12 protein-coding genes are annotated in these 20,553 nt (G+C 64.3%); 2 read left to right on the top strand and 10 right to left on the bottom strand.

The genetic code is table 11. The features are described from left to right. Positions 1 to 26: 26 nt before the first annotated feature. The 5 genes from AC515T_RS01215 to AC515T_RS01195 are packed head-to-tail and all read right to left on the bottom strand — an operon-like array spanning position 27 to position 11,445. On the bottom strand, positions 27 to 968 hold the full coding sequence (locus tag AC515T_RS01215; RefSeq protein ID WP_496531127.1) for a sulfotransferase family protein: 942 nt from the start codon (positions 966 to 968) through the stop codon (positions 27 to 29). Then, positions 956 to 1,741: an aspartyl/asparaginyl beta-hydroxylase domain-containing protein gene (locus AC515T_RS01210; RefSeq protein WP_496531126.1), complete on the bottom strand. Its 786-nt coding sequence runs from the start codon at positions 1,739 to 1,741 to the stop codon at positions 956 to 958. The genes AC515T_RS01215 and AC515T_RS01210 overlap by 13 nt, the downstream gene beginning before the upstream one ends. Positions 1,742 to 1,753: 12 nt before the next feature. Next, positions 1,754 to 3,268: a TolC family protein gene (locus tag AC515T_RS01205; protein WP_496531125.1), complete on the bottom strand. Its 1,515-nt coding sequence runs from the start codon at positions 3,266 to 3,268 to the stop codon at positions 1,754 to 1,756. 40 nt (positions 3,269 to 3,308) lie between these two features. Beyond that, positions 3,309 to 10,547: an Ig-like domain-containing protein gene (locus tag AC515T_RS01200; protein ID WP_496531124.1), complete on the bottom strand. Its 7,239-nt coding sequence runs from the start codon at positions 10,545 to 10,547 to the stop codon at positions 3,309 to 3,311. 52 nt (positions 10,548 to 10,599) lie between these two features. After that, the gene (locus AC515T_RS01195) at positions 10,600 to 11,445 is read right to left on the bottom strand and encodes a sulfotransferase family protein (protein WP_496531123.1); all 846 of its coding nucleotides are present in this window, start codon (positions 11,443 to 11,445) and stop codon (positions 10,600 to 10,602) included. Between the two features lie 303 nt (positions 11,446 to 11,748). On the opposite strand from AC515T_RS01195, the gene AC515T_RS01190 reads away from it, so the two are divergent. Together AC515T_RS01190 and AC515T_RS01185 are read left to right on the top strand one after the other, a co-directional pair. After that, positions 11,749 to 12,336 carry a phage tail protein gene (locus tag AC515T_RS01190; RefSeq protein WP_496531122.1) on the top strand — a complete coding sequence of 196 codons (588 nt, stop codon included), beginning with the start codon at positions 11,749 to 11,751 and terminating at the stop codon, positions 12,334 to 12,336. 46 nt (positions 12,337 to 12,382) lie between these two features. Then, positions 12,383 to 12,694, top strand: a complete 312-nt coding sequence (locus AC515T_RS01185) for a DUF6916 family protein (RefSeq protein ID WP_496531121.1) — start codon at positions 12,383 to 12,385, stop codon at positions 12,692 to 12,694. Positions 12,695 to 12,952: 258 nt separating this feature from the next. Here AC515T_RS01185 and AC515T_RS01180 read toward each other — a convergent pair whose 3' ends face one another. The 5 genes from AC515T_RS01180 to AC515T_RS01160 all read right to left on the bottom strand — a co-directional run bounded on the left by AC515T_RS01180 (position 12,953) and on the right by AC515T_RS01160 (position 20,551). Beyond that, entirely contained in the window at positions 12,953 to 13,444 is a 492-nt protein-coding gene (locus AC515T_RS01180) for a GNAT family N-acetyltransferase (RefSeq protein WP_496531120.1), read from the bottom strand. Between the two features lie 9 nt (positions 13,445 to 13,453). Next, positions 13,454 to 15,550, bottom strand: a complete 2,097-nt coding sequence (locus AC515T_RS01175; RefSeq protein WP_496531119.1) for an efflux RND transporter periplasmic adaptor subunit — start codon at positions 15,548 to 15,550, stop codon at positions 13,454 to 13,456. 1 nt (position 15,551) lies between these two features. Continuing rightward, complete coding sequence (locus AC515T_RS01170) at positions 15,552 to 16,871, bottom strand: efflux RND transporter periplasmic adaptor subunit (RefSeq protein ID WP_496531118.1); 1,320 nt, start codon at positions 16,869 to 16,871, stop codon at positions 15,552 to 15,554. Then, a complete protein-coding gene (locus tag AC515T_RS01165) occupies positions 16,868 to 17,644 on the bottom strand; it encodes an efflux RND transporter periplasmic adaptor subunit (protein ID WP_496531117.1) in 777 nt (258 codons plus the stop codon). Before AC515T_RS01165 ends, AC515T_RS01170 begins: the two co-directional genes overlap by 4 nt. A gap of 471 nt (positions 17,645 to 18,115) precedes the next feature. Beyond that, complete coding sequence (locus AC515T_RS01160) at positions 18,116 to 20,551, bottom strand: alpha/beta hydrolase (RefSeq protein WP_496531116.1); 2,436 nt, start codon at positions 20,549 to 20,551, stop codon at positions 18,116 to 18,118. Positions 20,552 to 20,553: the final 2 nt, after the last annotated feature.

Here is a 20,553-nt window from a genome sequence, read left to right as displayed (position 1 = left end):
CTCGCCACAGAAGCGCTTTCGCCCAGCTACGTGGTCAGTAATTTCAGTGCTTCATAGGGCCCCTGCGCCCAGCGCAGAACCCGCTCACGCAACAGCGCCGAAGCCTCCCGGCGCTTGTCCTCGCTATCGCCCACAAACGCCTGCGCCGGCTGCTTGGCATGCTGCCCCACTGTCGCGAACACTTGCCCGCCTTGCTCATCATCGAGCCCGAAAAACGCCGCCAACCGGCCCGTCATCGCCTCGGGCAGCTCGGTGTAGTTGACCGCCACGCCAGCCAATGCCCGGCAGTGTTCCAAGCCCGTCGCCAACAACCGCCCCACCCGGCGCGAGATGAAATCTTCCTGGCTGCCAAATGGCAACCCATCGTCCAGGCCAGTCGTCCCGATCATCCCCGGCACCATGTGCATGCCGGGACGACGCAGGTGAGAAACGGCGATTTCCAAGGGATCGCGATAGACGAACAACCAGGGCGTGTCGGGAAAACACTCACGCAGCAGCGGCAGTTCACCGATGTTCCAGGCGTCGAGCTTGACCACCAGGCGTTGCTCCACGCCTCGGCGGCGCTGCCCGTAGGCCGACATCAAGCCCTTGAGTGCCGCAGACCGCTCGGCCGGCGGCAGATCACTGCGCAGCAGCGCATCCAGGGGCGGTGGTTCCGAGATGACGATATGGTCGTCCAACTGGGCGAGCATCTGGCTGATCAAGGTCGAGCCGCAACGGGAGGCATGGAAAATGAACGCACAGGGCTCAAGTCCCGGGCTTTGTCCTTGCCACTGACCGAGTGCGTCCAAGGGCGTCTGGCGGCGGAACGCCTGATTGAAGGGCAGGCGCAGGGCGTCTTCCACCGCATCGCCAAAGAACGGCTGTGACAGTCGCGCATCGCCGAACCAGCACCAGTCGACCCGCCATTGCCCGGCCTCTGGCCATAGGCGGATCGGCAACCAACCGTGCAGGTTCAGGTCTTCCATTGCGCCCTCCACCGCTGGCGACCGTTGCCCATGGCAGCCCGCAATTCTTCCCGGGTGAAATGCAGCCCTCGTTCGGCCCCCAGCGCCAGCGCCGACTCAATGAAAGCGTCGAGGTCGTGCAGGCTCTGCAAGGTGCGGGCGAGGTCAGGATCGCTTTCCACGCGCTGCTGAAAAAGAGCGAAGTCGCTTTGCCTGACGCCCGCGTCGGGTGTGGTGGGCAGCCCATCGGCAATCTGCCGGACCAGCCACGGCCCGGGGCGACAGTCGAGCACCAGGTGAACCCGCGAATGCGCACTTCGGTTAACCACTCGATGGGGCCGCGCCAAGTCGAGAAACCAGCACTCCCCCGCGGTCATCGGAATGATTTGCCCGTCCAGGAAGAAGTCCACATCAGCGGGGCTGAGCAGCGGAACGTGCAGGCGCAGGTCGGCGTCCGGCCCGCCCAAGTCATAGTCGCGATGTTCGTGGATGCACCCGCCGGGTCCGAGCCGCAGCAGCCGGGCCGAGACGATCTCCAGGGGCCAGTCGCGCAATGCCTCCTGCCAGCGACCGTCCGCTGACCAAGGTGCACGCTGCCGTGGCTGACCGCGCCCGGGCGACAGCTCGGTGACGGCATCCGCCGCCGAAATCAGCGCCACGCCGCTCCAGTCGCCGCTGTGATAGGCACTGTTGAAATGCCTCTGCCAGCGCGCGTCTTCAATGGCCGCCAGTGCCTGCAACAGCAGCGGCAGGTTCACCGTCACCGGCAGCCGGGAAAACGCCGGGCGCGTCATGGTTGCGCCCGGTTATTGCGTCACCGTGGCAGGCTTCGGCAACGCGATATCGCCCTGGGCCCAGGCCGCTTCGCGGTTGGCCAGCGCCGTGGCAATCGACTGGACTTCGGTCGATTGCACTTCGTTTGGCAGCGGGTCGAGGCCGGCGCTGGCAAAGATCTGCCCGTAGGCGTTGCGCAGGTCGGCGTAGGCCAGGTCCCGGCGCAGATCGGCCTGCAGAGTATTGAGTTCACCCTGGATCAGGTCCAGCTCACCGATGCCGGCAGCCTGGTGACGGCTGCGCAGTTGGCCGACAATCTGCCCGTCGATGTCCGACAGTTGCTGGCTGGTCTTGAACTGGCGCAGCGCTTCGCGATAGTTCGCGTTGGCGACGTACAGCTGCGCCAGCACGGCAATCGACATCGCCTGGCGCCGCGCCGCCGCCACTTCTTCCCCGGCCTTGGCCACGTCGATGGCCGCCGGGGCGGAGATCACGTTGAACAGGTTCCAGGTGACTTTCACGCCATAGTCGGCCCAGCCCTGTTCCACCAGGAACGAGTTACTGTCGTAATGCCCGCCGGCGGAAAACTCCAGCCCCGGCAGCAGGCGCAACATGGCCTTGCGGGTTTCGGCGGCGGTGATGCGGGTCTGGTAATCCTGCTCACGCAGTTCCGGACGGCTGGCCAGGGCTTCCTGTTCCAGACGGGCCAGGTCGACCTTGAGTTCCGGGATGGTGTATTCATCCTGGGTCGCCAGGGTCAGCTCGGTGCCCAAGGGCAAGTTGATCAAGGTCGCCAGTTCGGTCTTGGCCAGGGACAGCGCCCGGCGTTGCTCTTCCAGTTGGCGGGTGGCCTGGATCAGCGAACGCTGGTAACCCAGGGCCTGTACCGGGTCACCGATGCGCTGTTCGCTCATGCTCTGGCTGTTGTCGCGCGCCGTCTCGACCCGGGCCATCAGACTGTCGATCTGCTTGAGCAGGCGCTCGGCGGCCATGGCGCGCCAGTAGGCCGAACGCACATCCTGGACGATGGTGTTGATCACCTTGCGCCGGCGCTCCTGCACGATCAGGCGCTGGTCCCCGGCCTGCTTGGCGCTGATGTAGCTGACGCCGAAATCGAGCACGTTCCAGACCATGGTCAGGTCCGCCACCTCACGGTCGCGGTCCTGGGAGGTCGACGGCTCCAGGGACTGGGTACCGGTTTCCACGCTCTGGCTGCTGGAGGCACTGACGTTGTTACGGCCCACATACCCGGCGTCCAGCGCCATGCGCGGCAGCATGTCGAAGCTGGCCAGGTCCAACTGACGCTTGGCCAGGGCTTCCTCCATGATCTTCAAGCGGCCTTCGAGGTTGTACTTCACCGCCCGGGCCATGGCCTGGTGCAAGGTCAGTGGGCCGCTCAAGGGCTCCTGATCCTTGTACATGTTCTGCAGATCCGTTCGAGCGCGCTGTTCGCTGACGCTACGCTCGATCGGATCGCTGGTGACTGCACATCCACTCACCACCAACGCCAGCACACTCATACCGAATAACTTCTGACTTCTATTCATTCCCTGGATTGCCCCTGGCTGCCCCAATTTTTTATGATTTTCAGGCCTGCACTTGGCTGATGCCGACCTGTTTTAAAGCCGTTGCCAGGCTATTGACCTGACGCTGTTCCGTGTCCTTGAGCTGCTGCAGTTGCTGGCCCAGAGTCGGTGCACCGAATATCCCTCGAGCGCCTTGGGAGCCATCGCCGCCCTGCATCGACTGGCTGCCAAAGGCGTCCATCGATTCACTTTCGGAACCGGTGTCGCGGTTGAACAGGCTCGAGACCGTGCTGCTGCCAAACACCCCGCCATCACCACCACCAAAGCCCAGGAAGCCCTGGCCGGAGCCATCGCCAGCTGCGTCGCTGCTGAATACTTGCGCGATATAGCTCGGCGCCAGTTCGCCACGGTTGATGAAAATGTCCCCTATCGGCCGAAGACCACCGCCCACATCCCGCTGTTCAAACAATGGAGGGAAGCCCAGCGGCGAGCCAAGGTCGCCCGTTGGCGGGGTGAAAACGATCGGCTGCAATGGCACCTCGGACGGCGGGATAACCGTGACCGGGTCGGACGTCAGGAACTCCGGTGGCGGCTTCACATCGTTGGGCACCACGGTGTCGATCGCATAGTTGTTGGACACCGCCACGCTGGCCCCGGCGTTGCCCGTCAGGTCGCTGACGTTGCTGGTGTCCAGGGCGATGAAGTTGCTCGGATCGGTGAGGTTCACCGTTGGCGTGAACGTGGCCGTCCAGGTCCTGCCGCCGTCGCTGGTGGTCAGGTTGGTCAGTTCGCCGTTGGTGACGCTGAGGTCCGACAGGTCAAAATCCGTCACCGCTTCGCTGAAGGTGAAGGTCACCTGGGTCGTCTCGCCCACCGTCAGGTTCGGGTCGGCGACCACGATGGTCGCCGTCGGCCGGGAGGCGTCGAGTGCGTAGTTGCTGGAAATCGCGATGCCCACGCCAGCATTGCCGGCCAGATCCTGCACGGTGCTGGCGTCGAGCAGGATCAGGTTGGTGGCGTCGGTCACGCCCGCCGTAGGCGTCAGGGTCGCCGTCCAGGTCAGGCCGCCGTCACTGCTGGCGAGGTTGGACAACACGCCATTGGCGACACTGAGGTCCGACAAGTCGAAACCGGACACCGCCTCGGTGAAGCTGATGGTCACGGTGGTGCTCTGGCCGATGCCCAGGGAGGCGTCGCCCATGGTAATGGTGGCGCCTGGACGAACTGTGTCGATCGCGTAGTTGTTGGAGTTCACCACGCCGACGCCACTGTTGCCCGAGGCGTTGACCACGCCGCCGATGTCCAGGCTGATCAGGTTGCTGGTGTCGGTGATGCTGGTCGTCGGGGTGAAGGTGGCCGTCCAGGTAACGCCGCCGTCGGAAGAAGAAACGTTGCTCAGCGTGCCGTTACTCACGCTCAGGTCGGCATTGTCGAAACCGCTGACCGCTTCCGAGAAGGTAATGGTCACCAGCGAGGTTTCCCCCACCTTGAGCGCGTTATCGGCCACCACGATCGTGGCAGTCGGCACCTGCGTTTCGACCGCGTAATTGGCCGAATCGGTGGTGCCTGTCCCGGTATTGCCGGCCGCGTCGCTGACCCCGGTGTTGTCCAGGGTGATCAGGTTGGTGACGTCGGTCACGCCCTGGGTCGGGGTGAAGGTCGCGGTCCAGGTCAGGCCGCCATCGCTGCTGCTAACGGCGCTCAGGGTGCCGTTGGCCACGCTCAGGTCGGCGTTGCTGAAGCCGGTCACCGCTTCGCTGAAGGTGATGGTCACCTGAGCGGTTTCACCCGGTTTCAACACCGAATCGCTCAGCACGATGGTGGCGGTCGGCCCCTGGGTGTCGACGCTGTAGTTGTTCGAGTCGGTGGTGCCGCTGCCAGCATTGCCCGCCAGGTCGGCGACGCCGCCGTTGGCGAGGGTGATGACATTGCTGGTGTCGGCGATGCCAGTGGCAGGCGTGAAGGTCGCGGTCCAGGTGATGCCGCCGTCACTGCTGCTCAACCCGCTGAGAGTACCGTTGGCGACGGTCAGGTCGGCGTCGGTGAAGCCGGTCACAGCCTCGCTGAAGGTAATGGTCACCAGCGATGTCTCGCCCGCGGCAATGGCCGTGTCGGCGACGACGATGGTTGCCGTTGGCCGCACGGTGTCGATGGCATAGTTGTTCGAATCGGTGGTGCCGACGCCGGCGTTGCCCGAGACGTTGACGACTCCGGTATTGTCCAGGCTGATCAGGTTGCTGGTATCGGCAATGCTCGCGCTCGGCGTAAACGTGGCCGTCCAGGTAACGCCGCCGTCGGAGGACGACACGTTGCTCAGCGTGCCGTTGCTGACGGTCAGGTCGCTGTTGTCGAAACCGCTCACCGCTTCGTTGAAGGTGATGGTCACCTGGCTGGTTTCACCGATGCTCAGAGAAGTATCGGCCACCACGATGGTCGCCGTCGGCACCTGCGTGTCGATGGCGTAGTTGGCCGAGTTGGTCGTGCCGGTGCCGGTATTGCCCGCCGCGTCGCTGACGCCGGTGTTGTCCAGGATGATCAGGTTGGACGTATCCCGCACGCCGAGGGCCGGCGTGAAGGTCGCGGTCCAGGTCAGGCCGCCATCGCTGCTGCTGACAGCGCTGAGGGTGCCGTTGGCCACGCTCAGGTCGGCGTTGGTGAAACCGGTCACCGCCTCGCTGAAGGTGATGGTCACCAACGAGGTTTCGCCGACACTGAGGTTGGCGTCGGCCATGACAATGGTCGCCGTTGGGCGCACGGTGTCGATGGCATAGTTGTTCGAATCGGTGGCGCCAACGTTGACGTTGCCCGCCAAGTCAACGATGCCACCGCTGTTGAGCGAGATGACATTGCTGGTGTCGCTGATGCCAGCGGTCGGTGTAAAGGTCGCGGTCCAGGTGATGCCGCCGTCGCTGCTGCTCAGCCCCGAGATCACGCCGTTGGCGACCGTCAGGTCGGCACTGGTGAACGCGGTCACCGCCTCACTGAAGGTGATGGTCACCACCGTAGTTTCGCCGGCGGCAATGGCGGTGTCGGCCACGACGATGGTCGCGGTTGGGCGGACCGTGTCGATCGCATAATTGTTGGAGTCGGTGGTGCCCACGCCGGCGTTGCCCGCGCCGTTGATCAAGCCGGTATTGTCCAGGGTGATCACGTTGCTGGTATCGGAAATGCTGGCGCTCGGCGTGAAGGTGGCTGTCCAGGTGACCCCGCCGTCGGTGCTGCTCATGGTGCTGAGCGTGCCGTTGCTGACGGTCAGGTCCGCATTGTCGAACCCGCTGACCGCCGAATTGAACGTCACGGTAACCAACGACGTCTCGCCGATGCTCAAGCTGGTATCGGCAATCACGATGGTCGCCGTCGGCACGTTGGTGTCGACCTGGTAGTTGTTGGAGTTGGTGGTGCCGGTACCGGTGTTGCCCGCCGCATCGCTGACGCCGGTGTTGTTCAGGGTGATGACGTTGGACGTGTCGCTGACCCCAAGGGCCGGCGTGAAGGTAGCTGTCCAGGTGAAGCCGCCGTCACTGCTGCTGACCGCACTCAGCGTGCCGTTGGCGACGCTCAGGTCCGAATTGTCGAAACCGCTGATCGCCTCGGAGAAAGTAATGGTCACCAGCGAGGTTTCGCCGACGCTCAGCGCCGTATCGGCCACCACGATGGTGGCGGTCGGGCGTAGGGTGTCGACGACGTAGTTGTTGGAATCGGTGGTACCACTGCCGGTGTTGCCCGCACCGTCCACCACGCCCGTGTTGTTGAGCGTGATCAGGTTGGTGGCATCACTGACACCCACGCTTGGGGTGAAGGTGGCGGTGTAGGTAATGTTGTCGCTGGTGCTCAGGCCGCTCAGGCTGCCGTTGGTGACGCTCAGGTCCGCCAGGGTGAAACCGGTCACCGCCTCGCTGAAGGTAATGGTCACTACCGATGTTTCGCCAACGCCGATGGTCGAGTCGGCGACCACGATGGTGGCCGTCGGACGCGCGGTGTCGATGGCGTAGTTGTTGGAGTCGGTGGTGCCGCTGCCGGCGTTGCCCGCCGCGTCCGTCACGCCGGTGTTGTCCAGGGTGATGAGGTTGCTGGTATCGCTGGTGCTGGCACTTGGCGTGAGCGTGCCGGTCCAGGTAATGCCGCCATCGCCGCTGCTCAGGCCAGTGACCGTGCCGTTGGCGACCGTCAGGTCGGCAGTGGTAAAGCCCGTCACCGCTTCGTTGAAGGTGATGGTCACCAACGAGGTTTCGCCAACGCTCAACGCATTGTCGGCCACGACGATAGTCGCGGTCGGACGCTGGGTGTCGACCGCGTAGTTGTTGGAGCTGGTGGTGCCGCTGCCGGTGTTACCGGCCGCGTCCGTCACACCGGTATTGGCCAGGATGATCAGGTTGGTGGCATCGGTGATGCTGGCGCTCGGGGTGAGCGTCGCGGTCCAGGTGATACCGCCGTCGCTGCTGCTCAACCCGCTCAAGGAGCCGTTGGCAACGGTCAGGTCCGCCAGGGTGAAGCCCGTGACGGCCTCGCTGAAAGTGATCGTGACCAGGGACGTTTCACCGACGTTCAGCGCGGTATCGGCCACCACGATGGTGGCGGTCGGGCGCAGGGTATCGACGGCGTAGTTGTTCGAGTCAGTGGTGCCGCTGCCGACGTTGCCGGACAGGTCGGCAATGCCGCTGTTGGTCAGCGTGATCAGGTTGCTGGTGTCGCTGACGCTGGCGCTCGGGGTCAACGTCCCGGTCCAGGTGATACCGCCGTCGCTGCTGCTCAGCCCGGTGACCGTACCGTTGGCGACCGTCAGGTCGGCGGTGGTGAAACCGCTCACCGCTTCGTTGAAAGTGATGGTCACCAGCGACGTTTCGCCGACTCTCAACGCGGTATCAGCGACCACGATCGTGGCGGTCGGACGCAGGGTGTCGATGGCGTAGTTGTTGGAGTTGGTCGTCCCCACGCCGGCGTTGCCGTTGAGGTCCGCCACGCCGGTGTTGTCCAGGACAATGAGATTGGAGGTATCGGTGATCGCCGTATCCGGCGTCAGGGTGGCCGTCCAGGTGATGCCGCCGTCGCTGGAACTCAGGCCACTGATCGAGCCGTTGGCGACGGTCAGGTCGGCGGCCGTGAAACCACTCACCGCTTCGCTGAAGGTAATGGTCACCACCGAGGTTTCACCGACTCTGAGGGCGGTGTCGCTGACCACGATGGACGCCGTGGGCGCCACGGTGTCGTTGACGATGTAATTGTTCGAGTCGGTGGTGCCCACGCCGGCATTGCCGGCCAGGTCGGCGACCCCGGTGTTGTTCAGGGTGATGACGTTGGTGGTGTCGGCGATGTTGCTGGCCGCAGTCAACGTGCCGGTCCAGGTGATGCCGCCGTCGCCACTGCTCAAGACCCCGACGGTGCCGTTCTGTACTGTCAGGTCCGCCGCAGTGAGACCGGTCACGGCCTCGGAGAAGGTGATGGTCACCAGCGACGTACCACCGGAGTTCAAGCTGGTATTGGCCACCACGACGGTCGCCGTAGGCGGCGTCTCGTCCGGCACATAGTTGGTGTTGATGGTGCCGCCGTCACCGTAGACGTTGGCCACCGACGCCGGCGAAACACCCGCGCTGCCGGCACTGGTCCCACCCACGCCGCTGCCACCGACGTTGCCGGCCAGGGCGGCGAAGTTGGCGGCGGTGATCAGGATCGAGCCTTTGTTCCAGATGGCCCCGACACCGACGCCGCCGGCACCGCCCGTGTGGTTGTAGCCACCACCGGCACCACCGCCACCACCGCCGCCACCTGCACCGACGTTGTTGGAAATGACCGAGTTACCGATGATTCGCAGGGTCGCGCCGGTATCGTTATAAATACCACCGACCGCTCCGCCACCGGCGCCGCCAATGTCGTTATAGCCGTCGCCACCGCCACCGCCACCGATGGATAGCCCACCGCTGGAGGCCGTGCCGCCCGCGGAGCCCGTGCTGTAGCCCGGATATGCGGAACCGCCGGCCCCGCCGGTGGAGGAGCCGCCACGCCCGCCCATGTTGAAGAAGCCGCCACCGGCACCGCCCTGCCCGGCCGAGCCGTTGGAGCCCGTGGCATTGAGGGTGTCGCCGCCCTTGCCGCCGGTACCACCAGTAATCGCGCCACCGCCGCCACCACCGCCACCGGCGTATTGCGGCGTGACACCACCACCGCCACCACCGCCCGACGCGGCGTTCGCGGTGACGGTGACGTTCCTCAGGGTCAAGGTGCCGGCGTTATAGATCCCGCCCCCCTTTGACACCAGCGCATCGTCGCCGCCATTACCGCCGTTACCCGCCACCATGCCGCGAGTAATCACCAGACCATCGAGGGTAGCGGTGGTGCCGGCCGTCACGTTGATGATCTGGGTGCGATATTGCCCGTCGAGGGTGACATCGGCGACGTTATCGTTGTTGAGATCACCATCGATGGTGACGTTTCTATTGACGTCCAACACCTGGGTCAGCGCGACAGTCATGCTGGTATTGAACGTGACGATGTCGCCGTTCTGCGCAGAAGACAGTGCTGCGCGCAGAGAGCCGATGCCGGAATTGAGATTGTTGGTAGCGGTCCAGGTAGCCAGGCCCCATTGGTACTCGCTCATGGCAGTGGTCGAGAGCACGTTGGCACTTTCGATGTTGCCGGTGGCGATTTCCAGGTCCCAGTCGCCGCCCAGGCCGGTGCGGTCGGTGGACGCCGCCACGTCGCGGCCGGTCAACTGCGCCAATGAATCGACCAGGCTCAGGCCGCGCTCGCCTTCGGCGGTGTAGCAGCCATAGATCAGGATATCGCCGCCGGCGTTCATGTCCTGGCCGATCTGCGCCAGCACTTCACTGCGGGCCTGGACGTTGTCCGCCGACAGGTAGCTGTTGCCCAACCACAGATCGCCGGCGTTACCGTGGGCGATGATCTGCACCGAACTGATGCCCTGGTGGGTGTCCAGGTAATCGGCGATCTGCTGCAAGCCGTCCTTGTTCGCATCCAGTTGCACCACCTGGGTACCAGGCGCCACGCCTTCGAGCAGATTGGCGGAATCCTTGACCCGGGAATCGACAAACACCACGGCCTTGCCCGGAACCGCAGCCTGGGTGGAATCGACCTGGCCCTGGGGCGCATGCGTGTCGGTCGGCTGGTCCGCCGTGGGCGTCTTGGCCGCCTCGGCAGACGGCTGGGCGTCCGGTTGCGCGGCATCGGCCACGGTTGCGGCCACCGCGCCGTCGAACAGCATTCGCGGCTCCAGGGACATGATCATTGGCGATGCCAGGGCCTGTGCGCCCTCGGTTACCCGCGATTTGCCTTTGCTCCACCACATGACGATCACCTGGACTCGAACTTCTTGAACACGCAAATGAAAAAAACCGCGATCAACTGACCGTGGCGTCGGTTTTCATACGAATGACATTGGCGGCGCTGGCGGACCCATCGCGCCAGAACGACAACTCGGCATACTTCTCAAACAGGTCCGGCGGCAGCAAGGTCCGCCGGGCTTGCGGCGCGACCTTGGGCTTGACCTTGTGCAGGCCGGCAACGCCCAGGGCCTGATCGAAGGCCGGGGCGTCGTAGGTCAAGTGATCGAAGTCGTGTTCGAACCAGGGCTCGCCGATGAATTCGTACACCAGGCGCATCACCCGCTCCGGGGCCTGGCTCAACAGATCGTAATCGACGATCAGCAGCGACTCGGCGTTCTCGCCGTAATAGGCCTCTTTGAGCGCCGTCCAGGCGAACCCCACCAGGCGGTTGCGCTGGGCCAGGGTTTCACAGCGGCTGTAGACGGTGTTGCGCTCGTCATCGTCATTGAACAGCTTGGTGTTCTCGAACGGGTTGGCGCGGTAGAGCCGCTCCAGGCTGTCGAGCACCCAGGCGACGTTGCGCACGCAAGCGATGGTCTTGGCTTGGGGAAACAGGTCCTGCAAGGCAGGCAGGCGGGCGCACCATTGGCGGTTGGTGTCGAAGATGACCGGTTTATCGGCTTTGTCGGCGTAGTAGGAATCGAAGAGGCCGCGCAGCAGGCGGCGACGCAGGTCGGTGTCGATCACCGAACCGAACTCGCTGCCGGCACTGCATTGCTGCAGGACGCTGCTGAACAGCGTACCGACGGGGCTGGTCATGCCGGCATGAAAGCGCGGGTTCTGCAGCAAAATGGCAGAAAGCAGGGTCGAGCCTGAGCGCGGTAAACCGGAAATGAAGTGAAACTGCGGCAATCCATTCACCTTGTTTGTAGTCCCTTTGTATCGCCAAGCGTAGCCGAGGAAATAATCTTCGCCTAGTAGTACTTTGATATCAGATTCGCCCCACACGGTAAAAAAGATGGACGGTAAAGACGCTCGGTGAACCTGAATCGATTAAGCCGTTTCGCGACATTTTTCCGCCCGCTTCGCTCGGCAGAACCCAATATCCCGGTCTACGCTCAGCCGTGCGTGACCAGGCCAGGGAATAAAGGAGTCGGGCTGATCGCACTCTTGTCCTTCACGTCCGGGCACTGCAAGACCAATCACCTGAAGGATGAGGAATCTATGGAAGTATTCATCGGCACTATCCAGTCATTCGCCTTTAACTTTGCCCCCAGGGACTGGGCCCTGTGCAACGGGCAGACGCTTTCCCTTTCTCAATACCAGACCTTGTTCGCCCTGATCGGAGTGACATACGGAGGCAATGGCCAGACCACGTTCATGCTGCCCAACCTACAAGGTCGCCTGCCCTTGGGCCAAGGCAATGGCCTGGGCTTGACCCCGCGCGTCATCGGCGAGATCTCCGGCACCGAAAACGTCACGGCAACGCTCAACAACCTGCCTAACCACACCCACGCCCTCACCGGCATCACCGCCTCGACCACCCTGCAGTTGGCCAACCCGGCCAGCAACCCGGTGAATACGCCGACGGCCACCAACTCGTTCATCGGCACCTCGGGCACCGGGCCGGGCGCGGCGAATATCTATTCCGACCAGATAGGCGCCTCGCCGGTGTCGCTGCAAGGCGTCACCACCACCGTCAACGGCACGGTCTCCCCCACGGGCGGCGGCATGCCGATGGCGATCATGAACCCGTTCCTGGCGATCAACTTCAGCATCGCCCTTCAAGGCTATTTCCCATCCCGCAACTGATGAACCGCCGGAGGGCTGCGGTCCTCCGGCCTTTTGGAGTGTCGACATGTTGCAACAGGTTCATAGCCGCCATTTCCAACCGCTGCTGGGCCAGACCGGCAGCCTGACCCTGCCCGACGGCAGCCGCCTGCCGGTGCGCTTCGAAACCCTTGAAGAAACGTCTCGGTCAAAGCTGCCAAACACCGAACGCATGCCCTTCAGCGTGGAATTCAACAGCCTGGAAAGCACCGCGTTCGTCGACGGGCTCTGCGCTCTGGAGGTGCCGGAACTGGGCAAGCTCGAGGGGGTGTTCGTGTCACGGATACCGCCCATGGGACGGGATCCGGCGCTGGGGTATTTCTACATCGCATTCAACTAAAGACTGATGAGGCCCTTGTGGGAGCGAGCCTGCTCGCGATGGCAATCCTCCATCCAGCCGGGAACCTGTGGCGAGGGAGCTTGCTCCCGCTGGCCTGCGAAGCAGGCCCTCTGCCTTCCTCCAGGCGGACCGTTTTGTCAGGTTTTGCGACTGCTGCGCAGCCGAGCGGGAGCAAGCTCCATCGCCACAGGTTTACGGGTTTACGGGTGGTCCGGGCTGACGCCATCGCGAGCAAGCTCGCTCCCACAGAGGGATCACTCAGTTGCCTTTCGGATACCAGACCAACCGCTCCGCCGCCGGGTTGCGCTCTTGCACTTCGAAGCCCAGCGCCAGATAGTGCTGGCGCGCGTGGGGGTTGCTGCTCCAGACCACGGTCGCCACCGGGCAACGGATCTGTTGCGCGGCTTTCTGTACCCCTTGCAACACCGCCCGGCCATAGCCCTGCCCACGGGCCTGGGGGATGAAGGCCAGATACAGCACGCGGATTTCATTGGGCCCGAAATCCGTGCTCAACGCGCCGATCGCGGTGCCGAGTTTTTCCACGACGTAATGCATGGCGTTGGGAAAGTTCTCGCCCAGCCCTTGTTCCTGCACCTGGAACTGCTGGGCAATCACCTGCTGCACTTGCTCGTGCTCGCCGTCGATCCATTGCAGATCCGGCCGTGCCGCCTGGTAAAGACTCTGCAAAAACGGCCCATCGCTGACCTGCGATGGCCGTACCACCAACCCCTCTGCCGCCACTGAATTCATGCTTGCTCCTTAAAAACCGCTTTCCCTGACGCCCAGCGCCGCCAACCGCCGCCAGGCCGCTCCCAGCAGCGACTCGCCCTTGCCCTGCAACACCGCCACGCCACGCAGCGGCTGCACCGGGGCGGACGTGGCGTCCACCGCGCTCAGGCGCACACCGTATTGGGCCTGCACCGGCTCGGCCCGCTGCTGCGAATCGCGGCGCACCGCAATCGGCCCGTGATGGTCGGACGTCAACGCTTGCTGTTCGACCCAGGCAACGCCGTTGGTGTCGATTTCATTCAACTGCACGGCAATCGACGTGTGCATCGGATCGTCAGCGATGAACCGTCCCGTGGCACCCGGCTCGACCCGCCAAAGCTCGGCTTCGGTGAGGTACCCGCGCAAGCGCGAATCGGTCTGTACCACCCGCGCCAGCGCCTGGGTCGGTGACAGCCAGCGCCCTACCGACAGTTGCGGCAACAAGTCGCGCACCTGGCCAGCATGGGGCGCACGCAACAACAGCCGTTCGCGCTGGGCCACCAGGCCCCGGTACTCGGCCACCGCTTCGGCCAATTGCTGTTCGATGATGCCGGCATCGGCGGCGGTTTCGCTGCGCCCGGCCTGACGGCGCATCTGCAACTGCTGGATCTGGATTTCCCGGCGCACGATGGCCAGGCGCGACGCCATGTCCGGCGACTCCAGTTCGATCAACACATCGTCCTGGGCCACGGTCTGGCCGTCGTGCACGTTCACCTGCTTGACCCGTGCCGCCACCGGCGCATGCAAGGCACTGGCACGCCCGGCCTCGAGCATGACCGGCACTTCCACCGCGCTGCGCCAGGGCAACAGCAACGCCAACAGCAACGCCAGCAGCACCAGGCCGCTCAGAAGCATCCGCCCACCGTGGGCTTGCTCACGGCGACTCCACCATTGCCGCCACTCATTCACGATGGGCATAAAAATGAACCAGACCAATTCCACCATCATCAGAAAAATGCCCAGCACCTTGAAGAACAGGTGATAGACCGCCAGGGCAATCCCGAAAAACAACAGCGCCCGCCACAGCCAGGAGCCGTATCCCCACACCAGCAAACGGCGGCGCATCTTCGGCGACCAGGGTTCCGGCGCAGCCGCGCCATAACCGAACAAGGCTTCGCGCAGGCGCCAGCGGCACAGGGCGAACGCACGCCCCTGCAGGTTATCCACCGCCCAGAAATCACTGAGCAGGAAGTACCCGTCGAAACGCATGAAGGGGTTCAGGTTGATGATCAACGTGGTGATCCAGGTGGCACTGGCCAGCATGAACGCCGCGGTGCGTGCCGGCCCGTCGGGCAGCAGCGACCAGGCCAGCAGCGCGATGCACGCCAGCAGCAATTCGGCCAGGACGCCACCGGCACCAATCAACAACCGTGCGCGGCGATCGTTGATCCGCCAGGCGTCGCTGACGTCGGTGTAGAACATCGGCAACAGCACCATGAACGCCACGCCCATGCTTTGCACACGACAACCGGCGCGCTTGGCCATGAAGGCATGGCCGAATTCGTGGCACAGCTTGGCGAAGAGCAACGCCGCCCCGAACGCCAGCGCACCGCCCAGGCTGAACAGGTGCGGAAACGTCGCGATGAAGCGCTGCCAGTCCCGCGACACCAGGAAGATGCCCAGGCCCAGGGTCAGCGGCAGGCCATAGCGCAGGATCCCCGGGCCGAACCGCGCCAACCAGGGCCAGGCCCGGTTGAGAAAAGCGTCCGGGCGCCACAGCGGAATGCGAAAAAACAGGTATTGATGCAGCAGGATCTGCCACAGGCTCTGGCGCTGCGCGGCGGTCTTGAAGAGGTAGCTGTCGCGCTGTTGCGGGTCCATCGCGCTGATCAGGTCATGGCCGCGCAAGAAGCCCAGCAGTTGCTCCAGCGATTCGCCATTGAGCGGCAGGCCCGGTTCGCGGTTCGCGGCTTGCAGCACCTGCTCCGGATCCCCCAGGGACCAGTGCCGCAGCATGCGCATCGCCGCCGCGCCAAGCTTGAAATAGCGTCCGCGCACCGGATCGGCCAAGGTCCACTGCGGCGAACCGTCCGGGTCCGGCGCCGCCGGGGACAATTGCAGGTCCGGCCGCAGGCTCGGCAGGTCCATGCTACAGGCCTACGCTCTGGCGCAGGCCGGCCAGTGGCCGACGCAACAGGTACAACGCCAGCGGCGCGCGGTCACCGAAGACCTTCGCCGTGCCCCGCAGGCCAATGCGCGGCGCCGTGGCATCGAAGCGCGCATCCAACCGATACGCCAGTTGCCCGGCGGCGGTAGGCTGCGCTTCATAGGCCGAGCGCTCGAGCCAGGCCAGGTGCCGCTGCAACGGGTCGCTGTCGAGAAACAATGCCACTTGCGCACCGGGCTCCAAGGCAATCGCGTCGCCCACCGCCAATTCAATGCGCAACTCGGCCTGGTTCGGATCGGCGATTTCCATCAATCGTTCGCCGGTCTGCACCGGCTTGCCGAGCCAGCGCTCGGCGTCGGCGAACACTGCGATGCCGTCCCGCTCGGCGCGTACTTCGCTGCGCTTGAGCAGTTCAAGCGCGTAGTTGCGCTCGGCACGTTTCTGTTCGACGCGGGCGGCCAGCAGGTCAATCTTCGAACTGGATTCAGCGTCGGCAAACGAGCGCTGGGAATTAGCCTTGAGTTCGGCCTCGGCCACGCCCAACGCCCGCTCGGCCACATCGGCCTGGGCCTTGAGGCTGGTGCTTTCGAAACGCAGCAGCAAGTCACCGTTCTTGACGGCCTGGTTGGGCTTGACCAGGAACTCGGCGATCACCCCATCCAACGGCGCCGCCACCACTTGTCCACCCAACGGTACGACTTCGGCGGGAGCCAACACTGACTGGCGCACAGGAATCAACAACCCCAGCAACAGCACCGCCACCAGGGCGACCTGACGTTTGCGCGTCCAACGCAGACGCCACGGCTTACGTGGTTGCAGCGCCAGCCAGGCGTGGCTGTAGGTGTCGCCCAATTGCGATAGCAGTACTTGTTCGGGCGGGGTCCATGGCAGGTCGCGGGCCAACCACAAACCGCCGAACACCTGGCCCTGATGATCGATCAACGGCAACCAGAACACTTGCCCGGCCGACAGGCTGCGCCAGTCTGCCCGGATGGATTCGCTGACGAGATCGGCGGCAATCACCCGAGCCTGATTCAACAGGCCCTGCTTGAACAGTTGCGCCACCGCCTGTTCGACAAACGCCACGAACGGCGCATTCGGCTCCACGGTACTGACGCCGGTCACAGCCTGGACCTTGCCGGCGATCAACAACGCGGCGTGGCGAAAGCCGAACAACGCCTGGCCGTCATTGACCAGGCTGTAGCTCAATTGCGCCGACGTACGCGCGGCCCGTGTCTGGCGTTCCAAGTCGAGGAAGCGGGCAAACACCTGCTCGGCGCTGCCCGTTATCGGCGCGTTCACTTCGACTCCACAAAACGCGCCGTGCCGCTCATGCCGGATAGCAAGCCGCCGGCATCCGGCACGCTCGCCACCAGCAGCAGGGTCTGGCTACCCTCGTCGATGCGCGCCCCCAGGCGCTTGACCGTCGCTTGCAACGGCTTGCCGGTTTCATCGGGGACGAAGGTAAAGGGCTGGCCGGGCTTGAGCTTGCCCATCCAACGCGAGGGAACCAACACATGAATTTCCAGGGTGCGGTTGTCGACCACGTCCAGCAACGGCGCGCCGGCCGCCACACTCTCATAACGCTGGACCTTGCGCGCCACCACCTGTCCGTCGAACGGGGCGACCACGCTGCAGCGCTTGACCTGGACCTGGTACACCTGGGATTGCGCCTGGGCCTCGCTGAGCCGCGCCTCGGCCCGCGACACTTCGAAACGCCCAACGGATTTCAACGCCGCCAACTGCCGGTTATGGGCCAGTTCTTCACTGGCGCCACGGCTGGCCGCCTGGGCCGCATTGAGCTGGGCCTGATAGGCCGAGCAATCGAAACGCGCCAGGGTGTCGCCCTTCTTGAACGACTCGCCCTCACTGAACGGCAACTCGACAATCCGCCCGGCCAATTCACTGGCCAGCACCGCCTGATCCCGCGCCCGAAGCACCCCTCGCGCCTCGCTGCCCGAGGCATTGGCCGAGATGTTGCTCTCCAGCAACGGATCGTCGGAAGCCGGCGTTTGCGCCTGAACCCCGCACGTGATGAAGGCCAATCCCACAACCCAACTACTCAAACGCCGCATGACCGTTACTCCCTGACGGATGGGCGGAGTCTACGACAGCGGTGGGGGGCGTCAAGGGAGTAGCTGTGAGAGGTGAGAAATCTGATGGTCATACACGCTCTGTGGCGAGGGGATAAATCCACTCGCCACAGGTCGATTAACATCAGCACTTATAGCGCTCACCCCACGGCCTCTTCCACTTAGGATGACCCCACTCAACCCCGTACGCAGAGATTAAGTTCTCTGGCCGTTGGGGTGAAAGAACCGGCCTCGGCCGGTTTTTTCGTTTCTGAGGATTGAGAACAGCCCCTGAGCTGAACGCACTTCCTGTGGCGAGGGAGCTTGCTCCCGCTGGGTTGCGCAGCGACCCCAAGCAATTTAAATCCGACCTGCCTGACACACCGAGGCGCTAGGGTTTGGGACTGCTGCGCAGTCCAGCGGGAGCAAGCTCCCTCGCCACAGGTTCTGTGATCGACGATCATCGCGCAGGGCCTACTCCACCAACGTCAACTCACCATCGCAATACACCACCTCACGCCCCAACCAGGCCACATCGACCTGAGGCAGCACCGCCGAGGGTTTGCGCAGTTCACGCAGCAGCGTCGAGCCGTGGGACAAACGCCCACCCATGCGCGCAATCACTGCCCGGGCGCTTTGATAGTGGGCGTGGCGGCCAGGGTCCAAGGTGTCTTCCAGCAGAATGTCCTCGCCCAAAATGCCTTGGGCCTGGCCCGGGTAGATCAGGAACCCGCTCGCCTGCTCGGTGCCTTCACGACCGTCCTGCCAGAAGCTGCCGTCGCGGCTGCGGATGTCCGGGTGCGGTGCGAACCAATGCGCCCGATCGACTAATGGCACGGCGTGGTGCAGGCGAAAGAAAATCCGCATCAGGTTGTCGCGATACCATTCGCGCACTTGCAGGTAGTAACCGCGTAAACCCGGCAGGCCAGCGCCGTGGGCCAGGCGAATCGCCAGGGGCCATTGGGGGAATGCCTGCAACGGCAACTCGGTTGGCGCCGGGCGTGGCGTTGCCGGATCGGTTTCCCAAGGCAGCCGATGGGGGCTGTGTTCAAGGTCGTCATAGGCGGTCGGCGGTCGTCCCAGCAGATCGCCGCCGCTGCTGGCCAACGCCGTCGCGATGCACAGGTTGCCCTGCACCACAAACACGTAGAAGCGGGTAAACCAGTCAGCCAGTTGCTGGCCGCCAGCGCCTTGTGCGGTCAGTTCGTGCAGCTCTCGGTCGAAGCGTTGCAAGCCGTTTTCCAGCGTCAGCAAATGGCCACGCGCAATGCGCTGCATGCGCAGGAACAACGGCAGCGAACGCAGCAGTCGCAGGGGCTGCCAAGGTAGATGCGGGGTGGCGCCACCAACCTCACCGGCGTAGCTGCTGGCGCTGATGCCCCAGTCGGCCAGTCGGGCGAGAAACAGGTCGTTGTTGATATACGAAGCACCGCCAAACACCGCCGTGAAGGGCTCGTTGTCCTGCAACACCCGTGAATCCCAACGGGCCATGATCGCCGGAATGCTCGCCGCCGCGCGGCGCTGGGCGTACTCCACCAGAACGCTGGGTTGCGGCGGCAGGATCTCGGCGATGTTGGCGGCGGTCAGGTGCCGGCGCCAGCCGTAGTCGCTGATCGGCCGGTATTGCAGCAGCCAGAGTTGCGTGCCGTCCCAGGCCCATTCGACGTCGCCGGGCACATAGTGAAAGACCCGCAGTACGCCTTGGAGAAACCGCCACAGCGCTTCGGCGGTCAGGCCATGGGTTGGCTTGAATGCACCGCTGTTCCATGACTCGCCGAGACGGGACACGATCGCCCGCTCGGGGCTCACCTTGCCATCGGCCAACGACTCCAGATGCCCTTCGACCCACTCCAGTTCGACTGACAGGTGACGCACGAAGGCGATCCCGGACAGCCGTGGCGTGATGAAACGCTGCACCACCACTTCCTCGACACCCGCCGCGCTCAACTCGGCAATCCGCGCCGGTACGTTGCCTGTCGGCTCACGCAGGAACGTGGTGCTCAAGCCCGCATTGGCCGCATCGGCCTGATCCTCGCCATAACTGGAGGAACGCACGGCCCAGAGAGCGTCCGGCTGGCTCTTCAGAAAGCTCGGCAGGCGTGGATCATCGCAATCGTTGAGCGACAGCGCCGCAGGCACCGGCTGCCCAGCCAGTGCCGCCAGGCGCAAACGGCCGCCCTTGGTATGCGCGACGAAGCCACGCTCGCCGGACTCCAGCCACGCCGCGAATTCAGCCGGTGAGTCGATCCACGGATAATGACCCCAGCCGGGTTTCAGGCTGATGGTCAAATCGGCACGGGCGAGAATGGCCGACCAGGCCGCCGCCTGCGTGACGCCCAGCACCTTGTCCTGATCGCCCCACACCAATTCGACCGGGTCGCTGATCCACTCCAGCAGCGGCAACGCGGTGTCGGCACGCACCAGGTCCCAGTGCGGCACAAAGGCGCGGCAACGGCCATAGCCGGCGCCCATACGCTGGTACTGCGCGGGCGTCCAGGCCTGGCTGGAGAACTTGTGGGCAAACAGCGTTGGCTTGTTCGCCAGCAGCCAGTGAATGGTCTTGCGAATCGGCAACGGCGACATCAATGCCGGCAGTCGTCGCTGCCACAAAAACGCGCCCACCGGCGCCAGCAACACGCTGCGGCAAAAGTGCCCCGGTTGCCGTTGCAAAGCGTGCAGCACCAGCAAGGCGTTGACCCCGACCGCCATGATTGCACTGCCCTGGACCGTCGCCGCCAACAACGCCTGGGCGTAGGCCGCCAGGTCTTCGCAAGGGGCCTGGGGGTTGTTGCCGAAGCCGGGCAGTTCCAACGGCACCACGTCGTAGTGTTGGAAATGCGGCAAGGCGTCGTCCCACCAATCAGCGGCGCTGCCGTTGCCGGCCAGCAGGTACATCCGGGGCTTGCTCATGG

The sequence above is a fragment of the Pseudomonas sp. FSO-7 genome, from assembly GCF_059579345.1.
This window is presented reverse-complemented; position numbering and strand designations above follow the sequence as displayed.

What these genes read in the sequence shown, in the direction of transcription:
- AC515T_RS01215 (WP_496531127.1), bottom strand. Translation starts at nt 968, where the DNA reads ATGGAAGACCTGAACCTGCACGGTTGGTTGCCGATCCGCCTATGGCCA.
- AC515T_RS01210 (WP_496531126.1), bottom strand. Translation starts at nt 1,741, where the DNA reads ATGACGCGCCCGGCGTTTTCCCGGCTGCCGGTGACGGTGAACCTGCCG.
- AC515T_RS01205 (WP_496531125.1), bottom strand. Translation starts at nt 3,268, where the DNA reads ATGAATAGAAGTCAGAAGTTATTCGGTATGAGTGTGCTGGCGTTGGTG.
- AC515T_RS01200 (WP_496531124.1), bottom strand. Translation starts at nt 10,547, where the DNA reads ATGTGGTGGAGCAAAGGCAAATCGCGGGTAACCGAGGGCGCACAGGCC.
- AC515T_RS01190 (WP_496531122.1), top strand. Translation starts at nt 11,749, where the DNA reads ATGGAAGTATTCATCGGCACTATCCAGTCATTCGCCTTTAACTTTGCC.
- AC515T_RS01185 (WP_496531121.1), top strand. Translation starts at nt 12,383, where the DNA reads ATGTTGCAACAGGTTCATAGCCGCCATTTCCAACCGCTGCTGGGCCAG.
- AC515T_RS01180 (WP_496531120.1), bottom strand. Translation starts at nt 13,444, where the DNA reads ATGAATTCAGTGGCGGCAGAGGGGTTGGTGGTACGGCCATCGCAGGTC.
- AC515T_RS01175 (WP_496531119.1), bottom strand. Translation starts at nt 15,550, where the DNA reads ATGGACCTGCCGAGCCTGCGGCCGGACCTGCAATTGTCCCCGGCGGCG.
- AC515T_RS01165 (WP_496531117.1), bottom strand. Translation starts at nt 17,644, where the DNA reads ATGCGGCGTTTGAGTAGTTGGGTTGTGGGATTGGCCTTCATCACGTGC.
- AC515T_RS01160 (WP_496531116.1), bottom strand. Translation starts at nt 20,551, where the DNA reads ATGAGCAAGCCCCGGATGTACCTGCTGGCCGGCAACGGCAGCGCCGCT.